The sequence below is a fragment of the Pseudomonas sp. LBUM1676 genome, from assembly GCF_059695605.1.
In genome coordinates this window covers 2,772,044-2,793,434 of sequence record NZ_CP166777.1, presented here as the reverse complement: position 1 = coordinate 2,793,434, position 21,391 = coordinate 2,772,044, and the positions used below count along the sequence as shown (strand labels likewise).

Here is a 21,391-nt window from a genome sequence, read left to right as displayed (position 1 = left end):
CAAACACTGGAGATCCCCCCATGAAAAGCAAAGCCGTACTGAGTCAGACCGAAGTCAGCCAGATCCTCGCTGCCGCCCGCACCGAAGCCCAGAACAACCAATGGGCCGTGACCATCGCGATCGTCGACGACGGCGGTCACCCGCTGGCCCTCGAACGCCTCGACGGTTGCGCTCCGATCGGCGCCTACATCGCCACCGAGAAGGCCCGCACTTCGGCCCTGGGTCGGCGCGAGTCCAAGGGCTATGAAGAGATGGTCAACGGTGGGCGCCACGCCTTTTTGTCGGCGCCCCTGCTGACTTCCCTCGAGGGTGGCGTGCCAATCATCGTCGACGGCCAGGTCATCGGTGCGGTCGGGGTGTCCGGGGTCAAGGCCGAGCAGGATGCACAAGTGGCCAAGGCCGGCGCGCAAAGCCTGAAATGAACGGGGCGCGGCTCGCGCCAAAAGAATACTGTGTGATGGAGATGCAAAAGTGACCGATTTCGTGAACTGCCAAGGCCTCAAGGTCGCGCCCGTCCTGCAACGTTTCGTTGAGGTGGACGTGCTGCCGGGCACCGGCCTGGACCCGCAGACATTCTGGGGCGGGTTCGCCGCGCTGGTGCATGAACTGGCGCCGCAGAACCGTGCGCTGCTGGCTGAGCGGGATCGCCTGCAAGCCGAACTGGATACCTGGCACCGCGCCCACCCGGGACCGATCAGCGACATGCCGGCCTATCGCGACTTCCTCAGCGGGATCGGTTATCTGCAACCGCAATCGGCCGACGTCAAGGTCAGCACCGCCAACGTCGATACCGAGATCAGCCTGCAGGCCGGACCGCAACTGGTGGTCCCGGCCGTCAACGCGCGTTACGCACTCAATGCCGCCAATGCGCGCTGGGGCTCGCTGTACGACGCACTTTATGGCACCGACGTGATCCCCCATGACGACGGCGCCGAACCGGGCCGCGCGTACAACCCCGTGCGCGGGTCGAAAGTCATCGCGTTTGCCCGGGCGTTTCTCGACCAGGCTTTCCCCTTGAGCAGCGGCTCCCATGCGGCGGTGACCCGTTACCAGATCGAAGACGGCACCCTGCAGGTTACCTTGAACGATGGCAGCCAGACCGGTCTGGCCATTACCGCGCAGTACATCGGTTTCCAGGGCTCGCTGGCCGACCCGGTCGCCATCCTGCTGAAAAACAACGACCTGCACGTGGAAATCCAGATCGACCGCCAGAGCGTCATCGGTCAGGCCGACGCTGCGGGGGTCAAGGACCTGCTGCTGGAGGCGGCACTCTCGACCATCATCGATTGTGAAGACTCGGTGGCGGCGGTCGATGCCGACGACAAGGTGCAGGTCTACCGCAACTGGCTGGGCCTGATGAAGGGCGACCTGAAAGAAGACCTGGAGAAAAACGGCAAGACCATCACCCGACGGCTGAATCCGGACCGCGAATACACAGCCGCCGATGGCACTGCCTTGAAGCTGCACGGGCGCTCCTTACTGTTCATCCGCAACGTCGGGCACCTGATGACCAACCCGGCCATCCTCGACCAGGGCGGCCTGGAAATCCCGGAAGGCATTCTCGACGGCGTCATCACCAGCCTGATCGCCCTGCATGACCTGCAACGCCGCGGCAACTCCCGCACCGGCAGCGTCTACATCGTCAAACCGAAAATGCACGGCCCCGCCGAGGTGGCGTTCGCCGAGCAATTGTTCAGCCGCATCGAAGACCTGCTGCAGCTGGAACGCCATACCCTGAAAATGGGCATCATGGACGAGGAACGCCGCACCAGCGTCAACCTCAAGGCCTGCATTGGCGCCGCGTCTGCGCGGGTGGCCTTCATCAACACCGGCTTCCTCGACCGCACCGGTGACGAGATGCACAGCGCCATGCAAGCCGGCGCGATGCTGCGCAAGGGCGATATGAAAAGCACGCCGTGGATCGAGTCCTACGAGCGCAGCAACGTACTGGTCGGCCTGGACTGCAACCTGTGCGGCCGGGCCCAGATCGGTAAAGGCATGTGGGCCATGCCGGACCGGATGGCCGACATGCTGAAGCAGAAAATCGCCCACCCGCAAGCCGGCGCGAACACCGCCTGGGTGCCCTCGCCGACCGCCGCAACCCTGCATGCGCTGCATTACCATCAGGTCAAGGTGCGCAGCGTGCAGGAAGCGCTTGAACGCACGGATTTCAATGGCCTCAGCCAGCAGCTGCTGGAAGGTTTGCTCAGCGTACCGGTGGTGACCGAGGCGTCATGGTCGGCGGACGAAATTCGTCAGGAAGTCGAAAACAACGCCCAAGGCTTGCTGGGCTACGTAGTGCGCTGGGTCGAACAAGGCATCGGCTGCTCCAAGGTGCCCGACATCCACAACGTGGGCTTGATGGAAGACCGCGCGACCCTGCGCATTTCCAGCCAGCACATGGCCAACTGGCTGCTGCATGGCGTGATCACTCGGGATCAGGCCCTCGAGATACTGCAGCGCATGGCGCGGGTCGTCGACGAACAGAACGCCGGCGATCCCCTGTACACACCGATGGCGGCTGACTTCGAGCAGTCGGTGGCGTTCCAGGCGGCTTGTGCATTGGTGTTCGAAGGTGTTGCGCAACCCAATGGCTATACCGAACCGTTGCTGCACAAATTCCGGCAGAGGTTCAAACAACGCTGACCCCCCGTAGGAGCCAGGCTTGCCGGCGAAGTTGTCGGCATAGGCGGTACAAGGCTTAAGGCCGCCTTCGCGGGCAAGCCTCGCTCCTACAGGGTCCGCTGCATGCCGTTGGATTGTGGAAAACGCCACCCCCACCGTAGGAGCCAGGCTTGCCGGCGAAGGCGTCTGCATAGGCGGTGCAAGGCTCCAGGCCGCCTTCGCGGGCAAGCCTCGCTCCTACAGGATCTGCTGCATACCGTTGGATTGTGGCAACGCCAAACCCTGTAGGAGCCAGGCTTGCCCGCGAAGGCGTCTGCATGGGTGCGGCAAGGCTTGAGGCCGTCTTCGCCGGCAAGCCAGCTCCTACACGATCAACTACGCTCGATAGTTATCGCTCACATCGTCGAGCCGGCAGGCCCTCGGCTCCCCCAACAGGAAGCGCACAGATGACCCGTCTCACAGCGAAAGACTTTGCCCCGCAATTGCTCGAGCTGTACGACTACTACGCCCACGGCAAGATCAACCGGCGCGAGTTTCTCGATCGTGCGGCGTTGTTCACCCTGGGCGGTTTGACGGCCAGCGCCTTGCTCGCCGCGCTGAGTCCGAACTACGCGCTTGCCCAGCAGGTCGAGTTCACCGACCCGGACATCGTCGCCGAGTACGTCACCTACCCTTCACCCAAGGGCAACGGGCAGGTTCGTGGTTATCTGGTGCGTCCGGCGAAGGCCAGCGGCAAGGTGCCGGCGGTGGTGGTGGTGCATGAGAACCGCGGGCTCAACCCGTACATCGAGGATGTCGCGCGACGCCTGGCCAAAGCCGGTTTCATCGCTCTCGCCCCCGATGGCCTGACATCGGTTGGCGGCTATCCGGGCAACGATGACAAGGGCCGGGAGCTGCAGGCGACAGTCGATCCTGAAAAGCTCATGAATGATTTTTTCGCCGCGATCGAGTGGCTGATGAAGCACGACGCAACGACTGGCAAGGTCGGCATCACCGGATTCTGTTACGGCGGTGGCGTGGTCAATGCCGCGGCCGTGGCTTATCCGGAACTGGGGGCTGGCGTGTCCTTTTATGGCCGCCAGGCAGAGGCCAAGGACGTCCCCCGCATCAAGGCGCCGCTGATGCTGCACTATGGCGAACTGGATACCCGAATCAATGAAGGCTGGCCGGCCTACGAGAAGGCGTTGAAGGCAGCGGGCAAGACTTATGAAGCCTACATTTATCCGGGTGCCAACCACGGTTTTCATAACGACTCCACGCCTCGGTACGATGACGCCGCGGCGAGACTGGCCTGGGACCGGACGCTGGAATGGTTCAAGCGGTATCTGGTTCAGGGTTGAGGCTGGGTGACTCACACGACTCGTTGCAGGTCATCGCTGATGCACGGGACCTGTGCCGTCTCCATCAACAACTGATCCACCACACGCGACAGCGCAATATCAACCTCCCCGGTGCTGCGCAGGACTTGCTCGTAAAGCTGGCGCTGGCGCTCGGCACTGGTGCCTTCGCGCAGAATCCGGCGTGCCTGGGAAAACACCTCCTCCACGCCCATGGCCTGCGCTGCGTCGCCAAAGATCTGCTGCGCCATGAACAGCCACTGCTCGGCAGAGAAAGGCCGGTCGTAGCCCTCGACAATGAAAGAGCCGTGGAGGCCGAAGCGTTTTGCCCGCCAGCGATTCTCCTGGAGTATCCATCGGGACTCTTGCGACCAGGTCGATCCCGGGCGGGGTTGATCGATGGCGCAGGCGACCAGTAATCGAAACAGCGAGGCAATGCACAAGGCATCGTCCAGGCGTGGGCAGGCATCCGTCATCCGTAACTCCAGGGTCGGATACCGCACAGCGGGCCGTACACCCCACCAGCATTCGCTGGCCTCACGGATGGCGCCGGTACGGATTTGCAAGGCGACATAGGCCTCATAGGCGCCTTGATTTTCGAAGTACTCGGGAATGCCCATCCTCGGCCACTCATCACAGGCCGTCTGGCGATAGCTCATGAAACCGCTGTCGGCGCCGTTCCAAAAGGGCGAGGAACTGCTCAGTGCCAACAACAACGGCATCCACGGCAAGACTTCGTTCATCACTTGAATCCGGTCCAGGTGCCCCGGCACTTCAGCATGCACGTGCAAACCCGATAGCAGGCTACGCCGGGCGACGTGCTGGTAGTCTTCGAACAGTTTGAGAAAGTGCGTTTGCTCCGTGGCCTCCTGGGTACGCCATTCAGCCAGGGGGTGACTGCCGGCCGTGAGCAACCCCAGGCCATAAGGTTGCAGCGCGAGCTGCAACCTTTGGCGAGCGTTACTCAGGTACTGCGTGGCTTGCGCAAGGCTGGTGAAGATAGGTGAAGCGACTTCGATCTGGCCCTGGAACATCTCATGGGCAAAACAATCGCCCAGTACCGCCCTGCACGCTTCTATCGCCGCGCCTGGAGGGGTGGCGCACATGCGTCGCGAATCCAGGTCGGTAATGAAGTATTCCTCTTCAATGCCAAACTTCAGGTCTCTGTTCATCCCTGCGCCCCTCTTCGATCGTGCCCAGGCTGCATCAGTGATAGTCCTCGCCGGCGACCGCACGCAGATAGGCCTGATCCGCCTCGATTCGCAGGTCGCGCCACTCTTCCCACGTGACGATCCCCTGGCGATCCATCTCATCCGACTGTCGTAGCAGCTCCTCATGGTAGGCATCCGGAGACTCCATGCGTAGCGCGATGTTCTCCAGCGCTCGATGCCAGCAATCCAATGCACAAAGTCGCTGCTCCTCGGCCTGCGTCAGCAGGTTTCTGAATGAGTTCATGGCCGTGGGATTCCATAGTTATTATGTGAGCGTTGTTTTTTGAATGGAGCTATCGGCTGCGACATAGGTTCATGAGGACCGACAAGAGGTTTGAACGCGCCGGCAAAAAATCTCGAACTCGACCCTTGGTGCTGCATCCAATGAGTAGGCCAACCGAGGTACGCATCATGAATAACGATGACCGTGACAACGAAGTCGAATCACCCGCAACGTCGAACGCCCCACCCACTGATACGTCCGGCAAGCCGGTCAACGTGGTGGAAAGGGATCTTGAGGACAGGGACAGTGACACCAGGGGAGTGGATGAAAGCATTACCCCCTCTTCCACTCGAACCAAAGAGCAGGATGCCGAAGAGCTCAGCAAAAAAATTGCCGAGATAGAACGCAAGGTGGCGGATGGCAACTAGCGAAAAAAAAAGAGGAGTTCACCTCGCCAGCTACGTCAGGGACGAGCTGATTGGGCCGCGACTGGCGAGGCGAACAACTAGACATTAGCCCAAATTTTCAAGATGTCTCATACGCCACCATGGCCGCCGCAACTTTTTATTCTTTTCAGACGAACCACGCACCCGGGCATCGGCAAAGCCGGAGATTGCAGTGATGATCCTCTCACAGGTAGTATTGAGAACGATTCACACTCACATCTGGAAAGCCAACCGGTGCAACCTCCTCCGACCAGCAAGCTGGGCTTCTTTTTCAGCGACCATCATCGCTGGCTGCTGCAGCATATCCAGCGACGCCTGCGCAATCACGCGGACGCCGAGGACACGGCCGCCGATACGTTTTGCCAGATGCTGACAGCCCGCGTCGACCCCGACAGCATCGAACAGCCTCGCGCCTACCTGTCGACCATCGCCCGCCGGCTGATTTTCGATCGGCATCGGCGGCGCAAGCTGGAGTTGGCCTACCTCGAACGCCTCTCCACTGTGCCTGAAGCGCTGGCGCCCTCCCCCGAAGAACAGTTGCAGCTGATTGAAGCGCTGGTCGCCATCGACCGGGCCATCGACGGTTTGCCGATGGTGGTCAAGGCGACCTTCCTCTATAGCCAGCTGGATGGAATGAGTTATGTGGCCATTGGGCAAAAGCTCGGTTTGTCGGAACGCACCGTCAGCCGCTACATGAAACAGGCACTGCGTCAGTGCTACCTGAGTGAGCTGTCACCATGAGCAAGCCGCGTCTGGACCCTGTCAGCGAACAGGCCATCGACTGGATGGTGAGTCTGCGCGCCGGCCAACCCGATGCCGCCCTGCAGGAACGTTTCAACGCCTGGCTGGCGATGGACCCCGCACATGCCCAGGCCTGGGCGAAACTTCAGGAGCGTCTCGGTGGCTCCTTCAACACGGTGCGCGCCCTGGATCGACGCTTGCCCGGTCAGGCCAGCGAAGCGCGCCAAGTGCTGCTGCAGCCCCAGGGCTCGCGGCGCGATGCACTGCGGGTGATCGCTGGCCTTGGGCTGCTCGGTGGCGGTTTGTGGCTGGGTGCGCGCAGCCCGCTGGGTGATTCGCTACTGGCTGACCTGCACACCGGGCGCGGCCAGCGTCAGGACTTCAACCTGGCCGACGGCAGTCGCCTGAGCCTGAACGCCAACAGCTCGGTGGACCTGGACTTCGATGACCGGCAACGGCTGGTGATTCTGCGTCACGGCGAACTGGTGATTCAGGTGGCGGCCGATCCCCGGCGTCCACTGCGGGTGCGCACCGCCGAGGGTGAAATACGCGCCTTGGGCACGCGTTTCCTGGTGGCTCAGGAACCGGACTCCACTCGCGTGGTCGTGCTGCAGCATTCGGTCCAGGCGCGGTTGATCGACGGCACGACGCTGGATCTGCAAGAAGGCCAGTCAGCCCTGATGAGAGCCCGGCACATTACCCCCGTTGTCGGCGACCAGCGCCATCGCGCCGACTGGCTCAGCGGACGGTTGAATGTGCTTGATGAACCACTGGAGCAGGTTGTCGAGGCGCTGCGCCCTTACAGCCGCGGTTTTGTACGGGTTTCACCAGAGGTTCGCCAATTGCGCGTCCAGGGGGTATTCCCGCTCGACGACCCGGACCGGACCTTCACCGCACTGGCCGAAACCCTGCCCATCCGTGTGGATCGCTACAGCCCATGGTTAACGCTGATTCGGGCCAAATAACCCTGATGAGAAATATTTTTTGAAAATCACTCTCATTCGTGTCCGGTTTTCATTTCTCGTCCCACCTATCTCCTGACACTTCCACACCATCAGGAGAATGCTGTGTTCAACCCCTGGCCCCACCCCCTTTGCATCGCCGTTGCCCTGGCAACCCTGGCGAGTCCTGCCCTGGCACAGGCGCAAGAGCTGTCCTTCAACCTGCCGGCCGGCCCCCTCGCCAGCACGCTGAATGCGATCGCCAGCCAGAGCGGACATATCGTTTCACTGGAACCTTCGCTGGTGCAGGGCAAAAGGGCCCCCGCGGTGAGCGGCCAGATGTCCGCCGAGCAGGCGATGCACAAGGCACTCACGGGCAGCGGCCTGCAGCTGCGAGTGACCGGGCAAGGCAACTTCAGCGTCGAGCCGGCCACGGACAGCAATGCCGCGCTGCAACTGGGTGTGACCAACATTATCGAACACAGCGCCGATGCCACCACCGAAGGGTCGGGCTCCTACGCCGCACGGGCGGTGACCATCGGCAAGGGCACCCACACCCTCAAGGAAATTCCGCAGTCGGTCACCGTGATGACCCGCAAGCAAATGGACGACCAGGGCCTGACCGATCTCAAGGACGCAGCCAACCAGACCACCGGCCTGGTGGGCGTCCAGGGCGTGGGCAAAGGCATGATCCTGACCTCGCGCGGCTTCCAGATCGATGACTGGCAGTACGACGGCGTGCCGATCCCGCGCAACACTTACGCACTGGGCAACTGGGCCACCCAGGACCTGATCTTCTTCGATCGCATGGAAGTGCTGCGCGGCGCCTCCGGCTTGCTGCAGGGCACCGGCAGCCCCGGCGGTGCGATCAACCTGGTGCGCAAGCGCGGCCAGTACGCGCCGACCGTGACCCTCACCGGCAAGGCCGGGTCCTGGGATCATTACGGCCTGCAACTGGATGCCGGCGGACCGCTGAACCAGACCGGCACCGTGCGTGGCCGCTTTGTCGCCGACGAAGACCAGAGCCAATCCTTCACCGACTACGAATGGAGCAAGACCCACTCGCTGTACGGCGCGCTGGACTTCGATCTGCGCGAAGACACCACCCTGGGCCTGGCCGTCAGCCACTCCGACGGCGAGTCGCGACCGATGATTCGCGGCCTGCCCCGCTACGCCGACGGCAGCCCGGTCGATCTGTCGCGTTCGACCTACACCGGCGCGCGCTGGAACCATTCGGACATCGATGTCACCACGGTCTACGCCGATCTGGAGCACCGTTTCAACGACGACTGGGCCTTCAAGGTCGGCGCGGTGCGCATGACGGAAGACAACCAGGCGAAAAACCAACGGCTGCAAACCTCCGGCGCCGGCCTCAACGCCGATGGCAGCGGCGTGCAATACGCCGATTTCGTCTCGGACTTCGACGCCACCAAGATCGGTCTGGACATGAACCTCGTCGGGCGCTTTGAAGCCTTGTCGATGCAGCAGGAGATCATGCTGGGCGGCAACTACTCCAAGTTCACCTCGGACGACCGTTTTGCACGGACCTTCAACAACAGCAGCGACACCATCTTCGGCATCGATCATGACCGCCCCGAAATCAGCTACGACGGCCTGCTCAATACGCCCGGTGGCCGTGCGACCCCGAGCAAATACGACATCCGGCAAAAAGGTCTGTATGGCAGCTGGCGGGTCAAGCCGATCGAGCCACTGACCCTGGTGCTCGGCTCCCGGGTCAGTTGGTACGACTACAGCTATACGTCGGCGACCCAGGCCGCGTTCAGCAACGTCGCTATCGATGAGGCGCCCAGCACCACCAACGAAACCGGGGAGTTCACACCCTACGCCGGCATCGTCTACGACCTGAACCGCGAATGGGCGGTCTATGCCAGCTACACCGACGTGTTCGAACCCCAGACCGCACGCACCACGAGCGGCTCGGTGCTCAAGCCGGTGATCGGCAGCAACTACGAAATCGGCCTCAAGGGCGAGCTGATGGATGGCCGGGTCAATACTTCCCTGGCGGTGTTCCGCTACGACCAGGAAAACCGTGCAGTCAACGATGTCGCCTCGGGTTTTGCCTGTGACGGCTGGTACTGCTCGACCGCCTCGGGGAAAGTTCGCAGCCAGGGGATCGAGGCGGAGATCAGCGGTGAAGTGCTCAGCGGCCTGCAATTGTTTGCCGGCTACACCTACAACACCACCAAATACCTCGAAGATCCGGTCGACGAAGGCAGGGTCTTCAGCCAGTGGACGCCCAAACACATGCTGCGGGTCTGGAGCGAGTATCAGTTCAGCGGCGACTGGAGCCGGGTCAGCACCGGCCTGGGCTTCACCACCCAAAGCCACACCCTGGGTTACGAACGCACCTATGAGATACCGGGCTACACCGTATGGAACGCTCGCCTCGGTTATCAGCTGACACCCGAGATCGGCCTGGCATTGAACGCCAATAACCTGTTCGACAAGCATTACTACACGGCGGGCTACAACCAGCTCAATGGCAACAACTACTTTGGCGATCCGCGAAACGTCATGTTCAGCGTGAAATACACGCCAACGTTCTAACCTCGGAAAACCGCGTTCTGTAGGAGCCAGGCTTGCCGGCGAAGGCGTACTCACGGCCCCCTTCGCCGGCAAGGCTGGTTCCTACAGCGAAGGTGCACTCGCGGATGCCTTCGCCGGCAAGCCTGGCTCCTACAGGTTCGGTTCGGCCAAGCCTTATTTATCAGATTTGATACTGGTCCAGACCCGGGTCCGTACCCGTTCAAGCTTCTGCGGAAGCGGTTGCACGACATACAGCGTTTTCAAGGCCTCGCTGGTCGGCGTCAGGTTCGGGTTGCCGGTGATCTCCTTGTTGATCAGCGCAATCGAATCCTTGTTGGCATTGGGGTAGCCAAGGAAGTCACTGATCGGGGCGATGACTTTGGGGTCGAGCAAGGTGTTGAGGAACTCGTGGGCTTCGTCGACGTTTTTCGCGCTCTTGGGAATGGCGAAGGTGTCGAACCAGATCGGCGCGCCCTCTTTGGGCAGGCGCCAATCGACGACCACGCCGTTGCCGGCCTCTTTGGCGCGATTGCCGAACTGGTAGAAGCTGCCGGAGTAGCCGATCGCGACGCAAATGTCGCCATTGGCGATGTCGGTCATGTACTTGGCCGAGTGGAAGTAGGTGACGTAGGGACGGATCTTCAGCATCAGCGCCTTGGCTTTTTCGTAGTCGTCCGGGTTCTGACTGTTGGGGTCCAGCCCCAGATAGTGCAGGGCCAGCGGCAGGATTTCCGAAGGTGAGTCGAGCATTGCCACGCCACAGGACTTGAGCTTCTCCATGTTCTCGGGCTTGAACACCAGGTCCCAGCTGTCCACCGGCGCATTCTCTCCCAACGCTGCCTTGACCTTGTCCGGATTGAAGCCGATCAGCACGGTGCCGTACATGTAAGGCACGCCGTACTGGTTGCCGGGGTCGTTCTTGTCCAGCAGCTTGAGCAGCGCCGGATCCTGGTGCTGCCAGTTCGGCAGTTTCGACTTGTCGAGTTTCTGGAACACGCCCGCCTTGATCTGGGTTTCGATGAACTGGTTGGACGGCACCACCAGGTCGTATCCCGAATTGCCGGTCAGCAGTTTGGCTTCCAGGGACTCATTGGTATCGAAAGTGTCCCAGGTCACTTTGATGCCGGTGTTCTGGGCGAAGTCCTTGGGCACCGATGGCAGGATGTAGTCCGCCCAGTTGTACACCCTCAATTCGCGCTGTTGGGCCTGTACCGCACCGGCTAGCAGCGTCAGCCCGCAAACAGTGGCGCCCAGTATGCGTTTCATCGTGTCCATGGATTTTTCCCCCAGGTGTGGCGTTGGTTTTTATGGTCTGTACACGGCAGCGGCCTGCAACATTCAAGGAGCAGCAAGTGTCTGGTGGTGGTTTCGCTGGCGCGTGTGAATCCGCGCCTGGACCTGATTCTTGCCCAGAGCCCTGGCGGATGACAGTGCGGGGTTGGCCAAAAGAGGATCCAGATGGCCAATATCCGTGTCCGGATGAAGACGCTGGATTGTTCATTTGCCGGGTGTGCTGCGACCGGCTGATCGCTTCGCATGGTTGAGCGCCACGGCGGCGCGAATCAGCGCCTTCAACGCGGCTTCATCCGGACTGTCGCCTTGGCAGATATCGATCGCCCGCCGACTGTGTCCTTGTTCATCGCGCCTCCTTGATGTGGGTCGTTGCCCTCATCAGGGTAGTCGGCACTCGCCGGTCATCTGGGTGTCGCTGACTAACGGCGCTACGGCAAGCCCCGGGATGTCGGCGACGACGCTACCAATTGGCCGTGCGCGGTTGCGAGTGGAGCAATCCCGGCCTATGTTCCAAGCACGCATTTACCTGCGACCGGCGCGCGATGACTCGCCGCGGGTTGCTGTCCCATCCAGTGCAGATTTTTGCAGCGAGGTGACAACATGCCGAACGACTCCCGCCCCGCCGTGCTCGAACTGATTGGCAATACGCCGCTGGTGCGTATCAGCCGCTTCGATACCGGCCCGTGCACCCTGTTCCTGAAACTTGAATCACAGAACCCCGGCGGTTCGATCAAGGACCGCATCGGCCTGGCGATGATCGACGCCGCCGAACGCGATGGCCGTTTACAACCGGGCGGCACCATAGTCGAAGCCACCGCCGGCAACACCGGCCTGGGCCTGGCCCTGGTCGGCCGCGCCAAGGGCTACCGGGTGGTGCTGGTGGTGCCGGACAAGATGTCTACCGAGAAGGTCCTGCACCTCAAGGCCATGGGGGCCGAGGTGCACATCACCCGCTCCGATGTCGGCAAGGGCCATCCCGAGTACTACCAGGACGTTGCCGCGCGCCTGGCGCAGGACATTCCCGATGCCTTCTTCGCCGATCAGTTCAACAACCCGGCCAACCCGCTGGCCCATGAGTGCAGCACCGCGCCGGAGATCTGGGCGCAGACCCAGCATGATCTGGATGCCATCGTCGTCGGCGTCGGCTCCGCCGGCACACTGACCGGACTGACCCGTTTTTTCAGCCGCGTGCAGCCGAACCTGGAGATGGTGCTGGCTGACCCGGTCGGCTCGGTCATGGCCGAGTACAGCCGCAGCGGCACCCTTGGCACGCCCGGCTCATGGGCGGTGGAAGGCATCGGTGAAGACTTCATCCCTTCCATTGCCGACCTGTCCAGTGTGCGCAAGGCCTATTCGATCAGCGACGAAGAAAGCTTTGATCACGCCCGCCAGTTGCTGCGCGCCGAAGGCATTCTCGGCGGTTCTTCGACCGGCACCCTGCTGGCCGCGGCGCTGCGTTACTGCCGCGAGCAAACCGAGCCGAAGCGGGTGGTCAGCTTTGTCTGCGACACCGGTACGCGGTACCTGTCGAAGGTCTACAACGACCAGTGGATGAACGATCAGGGCCTGCTGCAGTACAAGCACTATGACGATCTGCGCGACCTGATCGCGCGGCGCTTCGAGGATGGCCGGGTGATCAGCGTCGGCCCGGACGACACCCTGCTCACCGCGTTCCAGCGCATGCGCCTGGCGGATGTGTCGCAACTGCCGGTGCTGGTGGACGGCCAGCGGCTGGTCGGGGTGATCGACGAGTCCGATATCCTGCTGGGCATGCAGGAAGATCCCTCGCACTTTCGCATGAGCGTGGCCAGCGCGATGACCGACAAGTTGCAAACCCTGCCGCCCGGCGCCAGCCTCGCCGAACTGCAAGCGGAGCTCGACCGCGGACTGGTGGCGATCATCGCCGACGCGTCGGGCTTCCACGGCCTGATTACCCGGGTCGACCTGCTCAATCATTTACGGAGATCCCTGACATGAGTCAGCACGATGACAACCCTGCACCGCGCGCCTTCGCCACCCGGGTGATCCACGCCGGGCAGGTGCCGGACCCCACCACCGGGGCGCTGATGCCGCCGATCTACGCCAACTCCACCTACTTGCAACAGAGCCCCGGCGTGCATAAGGGCTTCGACTACGGACGCTCGCACAACCCGACGCGCTTTGCCCTGGAGCGTTGCGTCGCCGATCTCGAAGGCGGCAGCCAGGCCTTCGCCTTCGCCTCCGGGCTGGCGACGATTTCCACGGTGCTCGAGCTGCTCGACACCGGCGCGCACATCGTTTCCGGCAACGATCTGTACGGCGGCACTTTCCGCCTGTTCGACAAGGTGCGTCGACGCAGCGCCGGGCATCGCTTCAGCTTCGTCGACCTCTCGGACCTGGCCGCCTTCGAAGCGGCGCTGCAGGACGATACGCGCATGGTGATGGTCGAGACGCCGAGCAATCCCTTGCTCAGCCTCACCGACCTGGCGGCGATCGCGCGCATCTGCCGTGACCGGGACATCATCTGCGTGGCCGACAACACCTTCGCCAGCCCGTGGATACAGCGCCCGCTGGAGCTGGGATTCGACATCGTGCTGCACTCGACGACCAAGTACCTGAACGGCCATTCCGACGTGATCGGCGGCATCGCCGTGGTTGGCCAGAATGCCGAACTGGCCGAGCGCCTGGGTTTCCTGCAGAACGCTGTGGGCGCCATCGCCGGGCCGTTCGACGCCTTCCTGACCCTGCGCGGGGTGAAAACCCTGGCGCTGCGCATGGAACGCCACTGCAGCAATGCCCTGGAACTGGCGCAATGGCTGGAGCGTCAGCCGCAGGTAAGCCGCGTCTATTACCCGGGCCTGCCCTCGCATCCGCAGCACGAACTGGCGCGCCAGCAAATGCGCGGTTTCGGCGGGATGATTTCCCTCGACCTGAATAGCGACCTGGCCGGCGCCAGGCGCTTCCTTGAAAGCGTGCAGATATTTGCCCTGGCCGAAAGCCTGGGCGGCGTGGAAAGCCTGATCGAGCACCCGGCGATCATGACCCATGCCACCATCCCCGCCGACACCCGCGCGCAACTCGGCATCGGCGATGCACTGGTGCGTCTGTCGGTGGGGGTCGAGGATGTGGAAGACCTGCGTGCGGACCTGGCCCAGGCGCTGGCGCAGATTTGAGTACACCTGGCTGCTTGTCCATGTGCATGAGATGAAAAAGGAGGCATGGCGTGACGCGACTGGCGGGTCGCTGAGCCGACAACAGTTCGAAAAAAACGAATCATCAGTAAAAAATAAACGATTTTTCCTGATGCGACCTGATCGATAGCATGACCTGCACCTGCCTCGATCAGTTCGGGAAAAATGGCATGTCCCCCATCAACATCGGCGAACCCTGGATGTGGGCCGGCTTCATCGCCTTCATCATCGGCATGCTGGCGCTGGACCTTTTCGTGTTCGGCGGTCGCAAGGCCCATCGCGTTTCCGTCCGGGAGGCGCTGTCCTGGGTCATTGCCTGGAGCGGCCTGGCCCTGCTCTTCGCCGCCCTGCTCTGGTGGTACCTGAACGACAGCTTCGGCGCGCAGCTCGCCCAGCGCAAAACTCTTGAATTCCTCACGGGCTACCTGATCGAGCAATCGCTGTCGATCGACAACATGTTCGTCTTCGTCATGATCTTCGGCTACTTCGCCGTGCCGCCGGAGTTGCAGCGCCGGGTCCTGCTGTATGGCGTGATCGGTGCCATCGTGATGCGCACCGTGATGATTTTCGCCGGGGTCTGGCTGGTGTCGCAATTTGCCTGGCTGTTCTATGTCTTTGGCGCGTTCCTGATGATCACCGGCATCAAGATGCTGATCTTCGCCGACCAGCAGCCCGATCTGGCCAGCAACCCCTTACTGCGCTGGCTGCGAAGTCATTTGCGCGTCACCGACGGCTTTCACGGCGAGCGGTTCTTCGTGGTGCTCAACGGTGTGCGCTGGGCGACGCCGATGTTTCTGGTCATGGTCCTGATCGAGGCCAGCGACCTGATATTCGCGGTCGACAGCATCCCGGCGATCTTCGCCGTCACCACCGACCCCTTCATCGTATTCACCTCCAACATCTTCGCGATCATGGGCTTGCGCGCCCTGTACTTCCTGCTCGCCGACATGGCCGAGCGTTTCCATCTGCTCAAGTACGGGCTGGCCTTCGTGCTGGTCTTCATTGGCGGCAAGATGCTGGTCATGCCGTGGTTCCATGTGCCGATCCAATGGTCGCTGACGCTGGTCGCCGGCATCATTCTGAGCTCGGTGTTGTTGAGTCTGCTGCGGACCAGGGAAAAGCCCCAGGCGCTGGAGAAGAACACTGAACGAGACCCGGGCACGGCTAAGTGATGGCCGCGTCGGCAAGAAACAGACGAAACCCAGTAATGCCTGGCTGCTCAAAGGGTGTTTCAGACTGACGGTCAAATATCGGTTAAACGCCGTAAACACTGGTGCTAAACGGCGCCGCCATTGCCGTTTTCGGTTGATCAGGATCATGAAAATATTTGCTTACAATTTAGTAGCTCGTTAAACATCGCCCAGTCAACTACTAGTGATAGGTTACGGCGCTCGCTCGAGCCATGAGATGCTCTGCCTTATTATGCGCATCAACCTTCCCAGTCTTCCTGCCGTCGGTGTCTACCTTGCCCTTGCCTGCCTGTTCGCGGGCGCCTGGCTCAGTCACCCGGCCCCTGTGCATTCGTCCTTTGCTCTGATGAAACCGGTCATGGCCGTGGCCGATCAAGTGGCCAAGCCCATATATACCAGCCGGTTCGCCTCGTCCGGGCTGGTGGATTTCGTGCATTCCTCGGCGGTCACCGCCTTGCCTGACGGCAGCCTGATGGCGGTCTGGTTCGCCGGCACTCGCGAAGGCGCAGCCGACGTGCAGGTACGCTCTGCGCGCTTCGACGCGAAAACCGGCGAATGGGGTGCCGAACAGGTGCTGGCGACCCGGGATTCGACGCAACAGGGCACTCGAAAATACATTCGCAAGCTGGGCAATCCGGTGGTCGCACTCGCGCCGGACAATCGCCTCTGGCTGTTCTACGTGTCCGTGTCCATGGGCGGCTGGGCCGGCAGTGCGGTCAATGTGATGGTCTCGGATGACTTTGGTCGCCAATGGTCCGAACCGCGCCAGTTGATCACTTCGCCCTTCCTGAACATCAGCACCCTGGTCCGCTCGGCACCGGTGTTTCATGCCGACGGCTCTATCGGTCTGCCGGTTTACCACGAGTTCCTGGGCAAGTTCGCCGAGTACCTGTACCTGAGCGCGGACGGCAATGTGATCGATAAATACCGCATCAGCCACGGCAATAACTCCCTGCAACCTACGGTGGTGCCGCTGGATGGGCAGCGCGGTGTGGCCTTGCTGCGCTACGCCGGCAACACCCACCACCGGGTGCTGGCGACCCGCACCGAAGATGCCGGGCAAACCTGGAGCGAACCCTACCCGCTCAATCCATCGAATCCCAATTCCTCGCTGGCGGCTGTCGCGACCCCTGAACACGGGTTGCTGGTAGCACTCAATGACCTGCAGGAGGGGCGCTTCAAGCTGAGCCTGTACGGGACCGACGCCGAGATGGACGACTGGCGCTCGTTACGCGACCTGGATAAATCGCCCGATCCCTTGGGGGCTCCGTTTTCACCCGAGGCCTACAAGGAAATCATCGGCCAGGAATTTCGCGGTTCCAGTGGCGCACTCCGCCAACCGCTCGAAGCGCAGTTCCTGAGCAACCTCGACACCCGTGTCTGCAAAAGCCAGGGATGCGAATTCGAATATGAGTACCCCTACTTCATCCGCAGTCCCGACGGTCTGTATCACCTGGTGTATTCCTGGAACAACACATTCATCAAGCACGTGACGTTCAACGATGCCTGGCTGTCGGAGCGTGTCCAATGATCAACCTCTGGCAAGCCCATATCAGCTTCGCAATGATCCTGTTCCTGCTCCTGCCTTCCTTTGGCTTGAGCAGGGCCTGGCGTGGCGCGCTGTTGCTCGCCCTGCTGGCCGCCAGCTTCATTCCGCTGGACGGGTTGACGCTGGCCGCGTACTTGCGCAGCCACATCGATGACCTGGCCGTCACCACCCTGGTGTTCATGGCCTGGGGTTGCTTGCGTCGACTGGACTTCCTGGCGCGGGCGCAAGGTCAGACCGGCGTGTTGATCCTCTTTGCCGTGCTTGCCCTGGCGCTGTACCCGGCAACCCTGGGCCTGAGCGACCTGGATCCGTATCGGTTCGGCTTCAGCCCGCGTCCGATGCTGGTGTTCGTCGCACTGCTGACGTTGAGCCTGTTTTACCTGCGCAACTACCTGGCCGTCGTGATGCTGGCCAGCGCGACCCTGGCCTTCATCGTTGGCATCAAGCCATCGCACAATTATTGGGATTACCTGGTTGATCCGCTGCTGGGCCTGTATTGCTGCCTGGCGCTGCTGCTGTTGGCCATGCGCTGGACCTATGCTCGGCTCAGCGCGCTGCGCGGCTCGGCGTGACAACCGCTCATTCAAGATTCAACGACAATTTTTAACAGGGGAACATGGATGGGTTGGCTGCAATCGAGACGTTTGCATTATTGGCTGGGCGCAACAGCGATTGCGTTTGCGCTGTTTGCACTGCTGCGGGTGGTGTTCTTTTTCGGCTTTTCCGGGTTTGACACCAACGCGTTGAGCGCTGAACCGTCCGTGCCGGAAACCCTGGGCATCGGCTTTCGTTTCGATCTGCGCCTGGCCATCCTGGTGATGTTGCCGCTGGCGTTGCTGGCCTGGATCCCGCGCTGGAACCTCACCACCAGCCGCCTGCTGCGCCGGATCGCGCGGGTGTACCTGGCTGCGATCCTGAGCGTCATGCTGCTGATCTACATCATCGATTTCGGCCATTACGCGTACCTGGGCGTGAGAATCAACGCCACCGTGCTGCGCTTTATCGAGGATGCGCAAATCTCCCGGGACATGGTCTGGCAGACCTACCCGGTCATCTGGATTTCACTGGGTTGGCTGGCGACGGTCGCCCTGGTGACCCTGGCCCTGGTGCGCCTGGAGCGCCTGACCCTGGACCGCCCGCGCAAAGTCATCCACCCGCTCGCCGTCACCTGGGGCAGCGCGTTGATGGTGGTGTTGGTATTGCTGGGCATCCTGGGCCGGGTCGAGAACATGAACCTGGAAAACCCTGTGCCGCTGCGCTGGAGCGATGCGTTCTTCTCGGGTAACAACCAGGTCGCCGCACTGGGCCTGAACCCGGTGATCTTCCTTTACGACACGGTCAAGGTCGGCCAGTCGCGTTATGACGAAGCGCAGGTGCGCCAACACTATCCAGTCATGGCCAAGTACCTGGGGGTCGCACAGCCTGACCCGCAACGCCTTGATTTTGTCCGTCACCAGGGGCCACAACCTTACAAAGTACCGGGCAATCGACCACCGAACGTGATGTTCGTCATGCTTGAATCGCTGGGTACCAGTGCCGTCGGTGCCTATGGCAACCCACTCAATCCGACGCCGAACATCGATCGCCTGGCCACGCAGAGCTGGTTCTTCGAGCACTTCTATGTGCCGGTGACCGGGACCGCGAAAACCGTCTGGGCCAGTATCAGCGGCGTGCCTGACGTCACTCGACAGGAAACCGCGACCCGTAATCCGCTGATCACCAAACAGCACACCCTGATCAACGCATTCACCGGCTACGAGAAGCTCTACACCATCGGCGGCAACTCCGGCTGGGCCAACATGAATGCCTTGATCCGGCAGAGCATCGATGGCGTTCGCCTGTTCGAAGAGCGCGACTGGAAGTCCCCGGTGGTGGATGTCTGGGGGATTTCCGATCTGGACCTGTTCAAGGAAACCGACCAGATCCTGCAAGCACTGCCCAAGGACAAACCGTTCTTCGCCTATGTGCAGACGGCCGGTAACCATCGTCCCTTCACGATTCCCAAGACCAATGATGGATTCGAGGTCAAGCACCCTACCCTGGAGCAAGTACAAGCCGCAGGGTCGCGCAGCGTCGAGCAGTACAACGCAGTGCGTTTGCTGGACTTCAACATCGGTCGCTTGATGGAAATCGCCAAGGCAGGCGGCTGGTACGACAACACCATTTTCGTGCTGTTTGGCGACCACAACACCCGCATCGCGCAGATCCCGTTCCTGGCCCCGGCCTACGAGCAGCTGGGCCTGGAAAGCAACGCGGTACCGATGATCATCCACGCACCGGGCTTGCTCGGCACGCGTAACGTCAAGGAAGCGGTCGGCCTGGTGGACTTGCTGCCCACCGTCGCAGGCATGGCCGGCCTCGAGTTCCGTAACAGCGGCATGGGTCGAGACATCCAGCAGCCCGCCCCCGAGGGTGAACGTGTGGTGCCGCTGGTATTGCGCGAAGGCACCTTCCCGTTGATTGCCGGCGTCACTCAGCACTACATGGTGCAGATGGAACACGACGGAAGCTCGCCGACCCTCCACGACCTGGCCTCCCAGACGCCGCTGGACAACGTGGCCGAGAAAAACCCTGACGAGTTCAAGCGCCTGGTTGAGTTGACTCGGGGTATGCATGAGACTTCGCGGTTGATGCTTTATCAGAATGTGCGTGAGTGACTAGAAGTGGTGGCAGAACCCTGACGTGCGGTTCTGCCCATCCACTTGCTGAAGCTGAAAAACGATGCGCACCGTGCACGGTCTGAATGGCCCGTTTTTCGCCTGATGCTATGCTGATCACGAGCGAACTCATCCTGCCCCTCAACCGAGGAAGTGAAGATGAAGCACCTATTCGCAGTCGTTTTTGCTGCCCTCTCGCTTTCCATTTCTTCCCTCGCCAGCACGGCACCTGCCGACGACGCCAACGCCATCCGCCCCTTCCACGTCGCCATTGCGGACAAGGACCTCACTGACCTGCGCAGCCGCCTGCAGGCGACCCGCTGGCCGGACAAGGAAACGGTTGCCGATCGCTCACAGGGCGCGCAGCTGGCGCAGTTGCAGGAGTTGGTTCGCTACTGGGCCACCGATTACGACTGGCGCAAGGTCGAGAAGCAGCTCAATGCCTTGCCGCAGTACGTGACCACCCTCGACGGGGTCGATATCCATTTCATCTGGGTGCGTTCGTCCCATCCGCAGGCGCTGCCGCTGATCATGACCCACGGCTGGCCGGGGTCGGTGCTGGAGTTCATCGAGGTCATCGGTCCGCTCAGCGAGCCGACGGCGCACGGGGGCAAGGCCGCCGATGCATTTGATCTGGTGATCCCGTCCATACCTGGCTACGGCTTTTCCGGTAAACCGGGTGACACCGGTTGGGACCCGGATCGCATCGCGCGGGTCTGGGCGCAACTGATGCAGCGTCTGGGCTACACCCACTACGTGGCCCAGGGTGGCGACTGGGGAGGCCCCATTACCAGCGCGATGGCGCGCCAGGCACCTGCCGGGTTGCGTGGTATTCATCTGAATCTGCCGGCGACGATTCCGCCGGAAGCGGGTGCGGCACTGGCGGTCGGCGGGCCGGCGCCGGCGGGATTCTCCGAGGAGGAGCGCGCGACTTTCGACGCCGTCGCCACCCTCGTCAAACAAGGCAACCTGGCTTACAGCGCAATGATGGCGGCGCGACCGCAGATGATGGGCTATGGCGTGACGGACTCACCGGCCTTCCTCGCGGCGCTCATGCTCGTGCATCCGGGCTTTGCCAAATGGACGTACGGCGCCGACCCACAGCAGTCGCCGACCAGGGATCAGGTGCTGGACAACATCTCGTTGTACTGGCTGACCCAAACTGGCGCCTCGGCAGGACGGCTCTACTGGGAGAACATGGGACGCAGCCCGCTGTCTTCGGCCGCACAGAAAACCACCGAGATCACGCTGCCGGTGGCCGTTACGGTATTTCCGGATGACGTCTATTACCCCCCGCAAAGCTGGGCCAAGCGCGCCTATGGCCACTTGATCTACTTTAACAAGGCAAAACAGGGTGGCCACTTCGCGGCCTGGGAACAGCCGCAGCTGTTTACCGAGGAACTTCGCGTGGCGTTCCGCTCGTTGCGCTGAATGGACTGGCGTGAAGTGTCGCGCCGAAAT

At 61.8% G+C, this 21,391-nt stretch carries 17 protein-coding genes and 1 pseudogene; 14 read left to right on the top strand and 4 right to left on the bottom strand.

Annotated features, from left to right (window positions below):
• The first annotated feature begins 20 nt into the window (after nt 1-20).
• From ACA041_RS13125 to yghX, 3 genes are all read left to right on the top strand, one after another.
• Nucleotides 21-422 carry a heme-binding protein gene (locus ACA041_RS13125; RefSeq protein WP_064678201.1) on the top strand — a complete coding sequence of 134 codons (402 nt, stop codon included), beginning with the start codon at nt 21-23 and terminating at the stop codon, nt 420-422.
• A gap of 49 nt (nt 423-471) precedes the next feature.
• A complete protein-coding gene (locus tag ACA041_RS13120; protein WP_497441493.1) occupies nt 472-2,646 on the top strand; it encodes a malate synthase G in 2,175 nt (724 codons plus the stop codon).
• A gap of 425 nt (nt 2,647-3,071) precedes the next feature.
• Complete coding sequence (yghX, locus tag ACA041_RS13115; protein WP_497441492.1) at nt 3,072-3,965, top strand: YghX family hydrolase; 894 nt, start codon at nt 3,072-3,074, stop codon at nt 3,963-3,965.
• 11 nt (nt 3,966-3,976) lie between these two features.
• On the opposite strand, the gene ACA041_RS13110 is transcribed toward yghX, so the two are convergent.
• Nucleotides 3,977-5,134 carry a carboxylate-amine ligase gene (locus ACA041_RS13110; RefSeq protein WP_497441491.1) on the bottom strand — a complete coding sequence of 386 codons (1,158 nt, stop codon included), beginning with the start codon at nt 5,132-5,134 and terminating at the stop codon, nt 3,977-3,979.
• A gap of 34 nt (nt 5,135-5,168) precedes the next feature.
• The gene (locus tag ACA041_RS13105) at nt 5,169-5,417 is read right to left on the bottom strand and encodes a hypothetical protein (RefSeq protein ID WP_497441490.1); all 249 of its coding nucleotides are present in this window, start codon (nt 5,415-5,417) and stop codon (nt 5,169-5,171) included.
• 167 nt (nt 5,418-5,584) lie between these two features.
• Between ACA041_RS13105 and ACA041_RS13100 the strand changes: the two genes are divergently transcribed.
• From ACA041_RS13100 to ACA041_RS13085, 4 genes are all read left to right on the top strand, one after another.
• The gene (locus ACA041_RS13100; protein WP_497441489.1) at nt 5,585-5,824 is read left to right on the top strand and encodes a hypothetical protein; all 240 of its coding nucleotides are present in this window, start codon (nt 5,585-5,587) and stop codon (nt 5,822-5,824) included.
• 252 nt (nt 5,825-6,076) lie between these two features.
• Entirely contained in the window at nt 6,077-6,583 is a 507-nt protein-coding gene (locus tag ACA041_RS13095) for a sigma-70 family RNA polymerase sigma factor (protein ID WP_497441488.1), read from the top strand.
• Nucleotides 6,580-7,548, top strand: a complete 969-nt coding sequence (locus tag ACA041_RS13090) for a FecR domain-containing protein (protein ID WP_497441487.1) — start codon at nt 6,580-6,582, stop codon at nt 7,546-7,548. The genes ACA041_RS13095 and ACA041_RS13090 overlap by 4 nt, the downstream gene beginning before the upstream one ends.
• A 102-nt stretch (nt 7,549-7,650) precedes the next feature.
• Nucleotides 7,651-10,092 carry a TonB-dependent siderophore receptor gene (locus tag ACA041_RS13085; RefSeq protein WP_497441486.1) on the top strand — a complete coding sequence of 814 codons (2,442 nt, stop codon included), beginning with the start codon at nt 7,651-7,653 and terminating at the stop codon, nt 10,090-10,092.
• 153 nt (nt 10,093-10,245) lie between these two features.
• Here the strand turns inward: ACA041_RS13085 and ACA041_RS13080 are convergent, their stop codons facing one another.
• Nucleotides 10,246-11,346 (bottom strand): polyamine ABC transporter substrate-binding protein, encoded by a 1,101-nt coding sequence (locus ACA041_RS13080; RefSeq protein WP_497441485.1) that lies wholly within the window; start codon nt 11,344-11,346, stop codon nt 10,246-10,248.
• Nucleotides 11,347-11,568: 222 nt separating this feature from the next.
• Nucleotides 11,569-11,703: pseudogene (locus ACA041_RS13075) on the bottom strand (DUF1801 domain-containing protein); the annotation flags it as partial.
• Nucleotides 11,704-11,964: 261 nt separating this feature from the next.
• On the opposite strand from ACA041_RS13075, the gene ACA041_RS13070 reads away from it, so the two are divergent.
• The 7 genes from ACA041_RS13070 (at nt 11,965) to ACA041_RS13040 (ending at nt 21,361) form a co-directional block, all read left to right on the top strand.
• The gene (locus tag ACA041_RS13070; protein ID WP_497441484.1) at nt 11,965-13,341 is read left to right on the top strand and encodes a pyridoxal-phosphate dependent enzyme; all 1,377 of its coding nucleotides are present in this window, start codon (nt 11,965-11,967) and stop codon (nt 13,339-13,341) included.
• Nucleotides 13,338-14,516 (top strand): cystathionine gamma-synthase, encoded by a 1,179-nt coding sequence (locus ACA041_RS13065; RefSeq protein WP_497441483.1) that lies wholly within the window; start codon nt 13,338-13,340, stop codon nt 14,514-14,516. The genes ACA041_RS13070 and ACA041_RS13065 overlap by 4 nt, the downstream gene beginning before the upstream one ends.
• Before the next feature lie 188 nt (nt 14,517-14,704).
• Nucleotides 14,705-15,706 carry a TerC family protein gene (locus ACA041_RS13060; protein ID WP_497441482.1) on the top strand — a complete coding sequence of 334 codons (1,002 nt, stop codon included), beginning with the start codon at nt 14,705-14,707 and terminating at the stop codon, nt 15,704-15,706.
• A 250-nt stretch (nt 15,707-15,956) separates the two neighbouring features.
• Entirely contained in the window at nt 15,957-17,255 is a 1,299-nt protein-coding gene (locus ACA041_RS13055; protein ID WP_497442069.1) for a sialidase family protein, read from the top strand.
• Entirely contained in the window at nt 17,252-17,845 is a 594-nt protein-coding gene (locus ACA041_RS13050) for a hypothetical protein (protein WP_497441481.1), read from the top strand. The genes ACA041_RS13055 and ACA041_RS13050 overlap by 4 nt, the downstream gene beginning before the upstream one ends.
• Before the next feature lie 48 nt (nt 17,846-17,893).
• Nucleotides 17,894-19,930 carry an LTA synthase family protein gene (locus tag ACA041_RS13045; RefSeq protein WP_497441480.1) on the top strand — a complete coding sequence of 679 codons (2,037 nt, stop codon included), beginning with the start codon at nt 17,894-17,896 and terminating at the stop codon, nt 19,928-19,930.
• Nucleotides 19,931-20,089: 159 nt separating this feature from the next.
• Entirely contained in the window at nt 20,090-21,361 is a 1,272-nt protein-coding gene (locus tag ACA041_RS13040) for an epoxide hydrolase family protein (RefSeq protein ID WP_497441479.1), read from the top strand.
• Nucleotides 21,362-21,391: the final 30 nt, after the last annotated feature.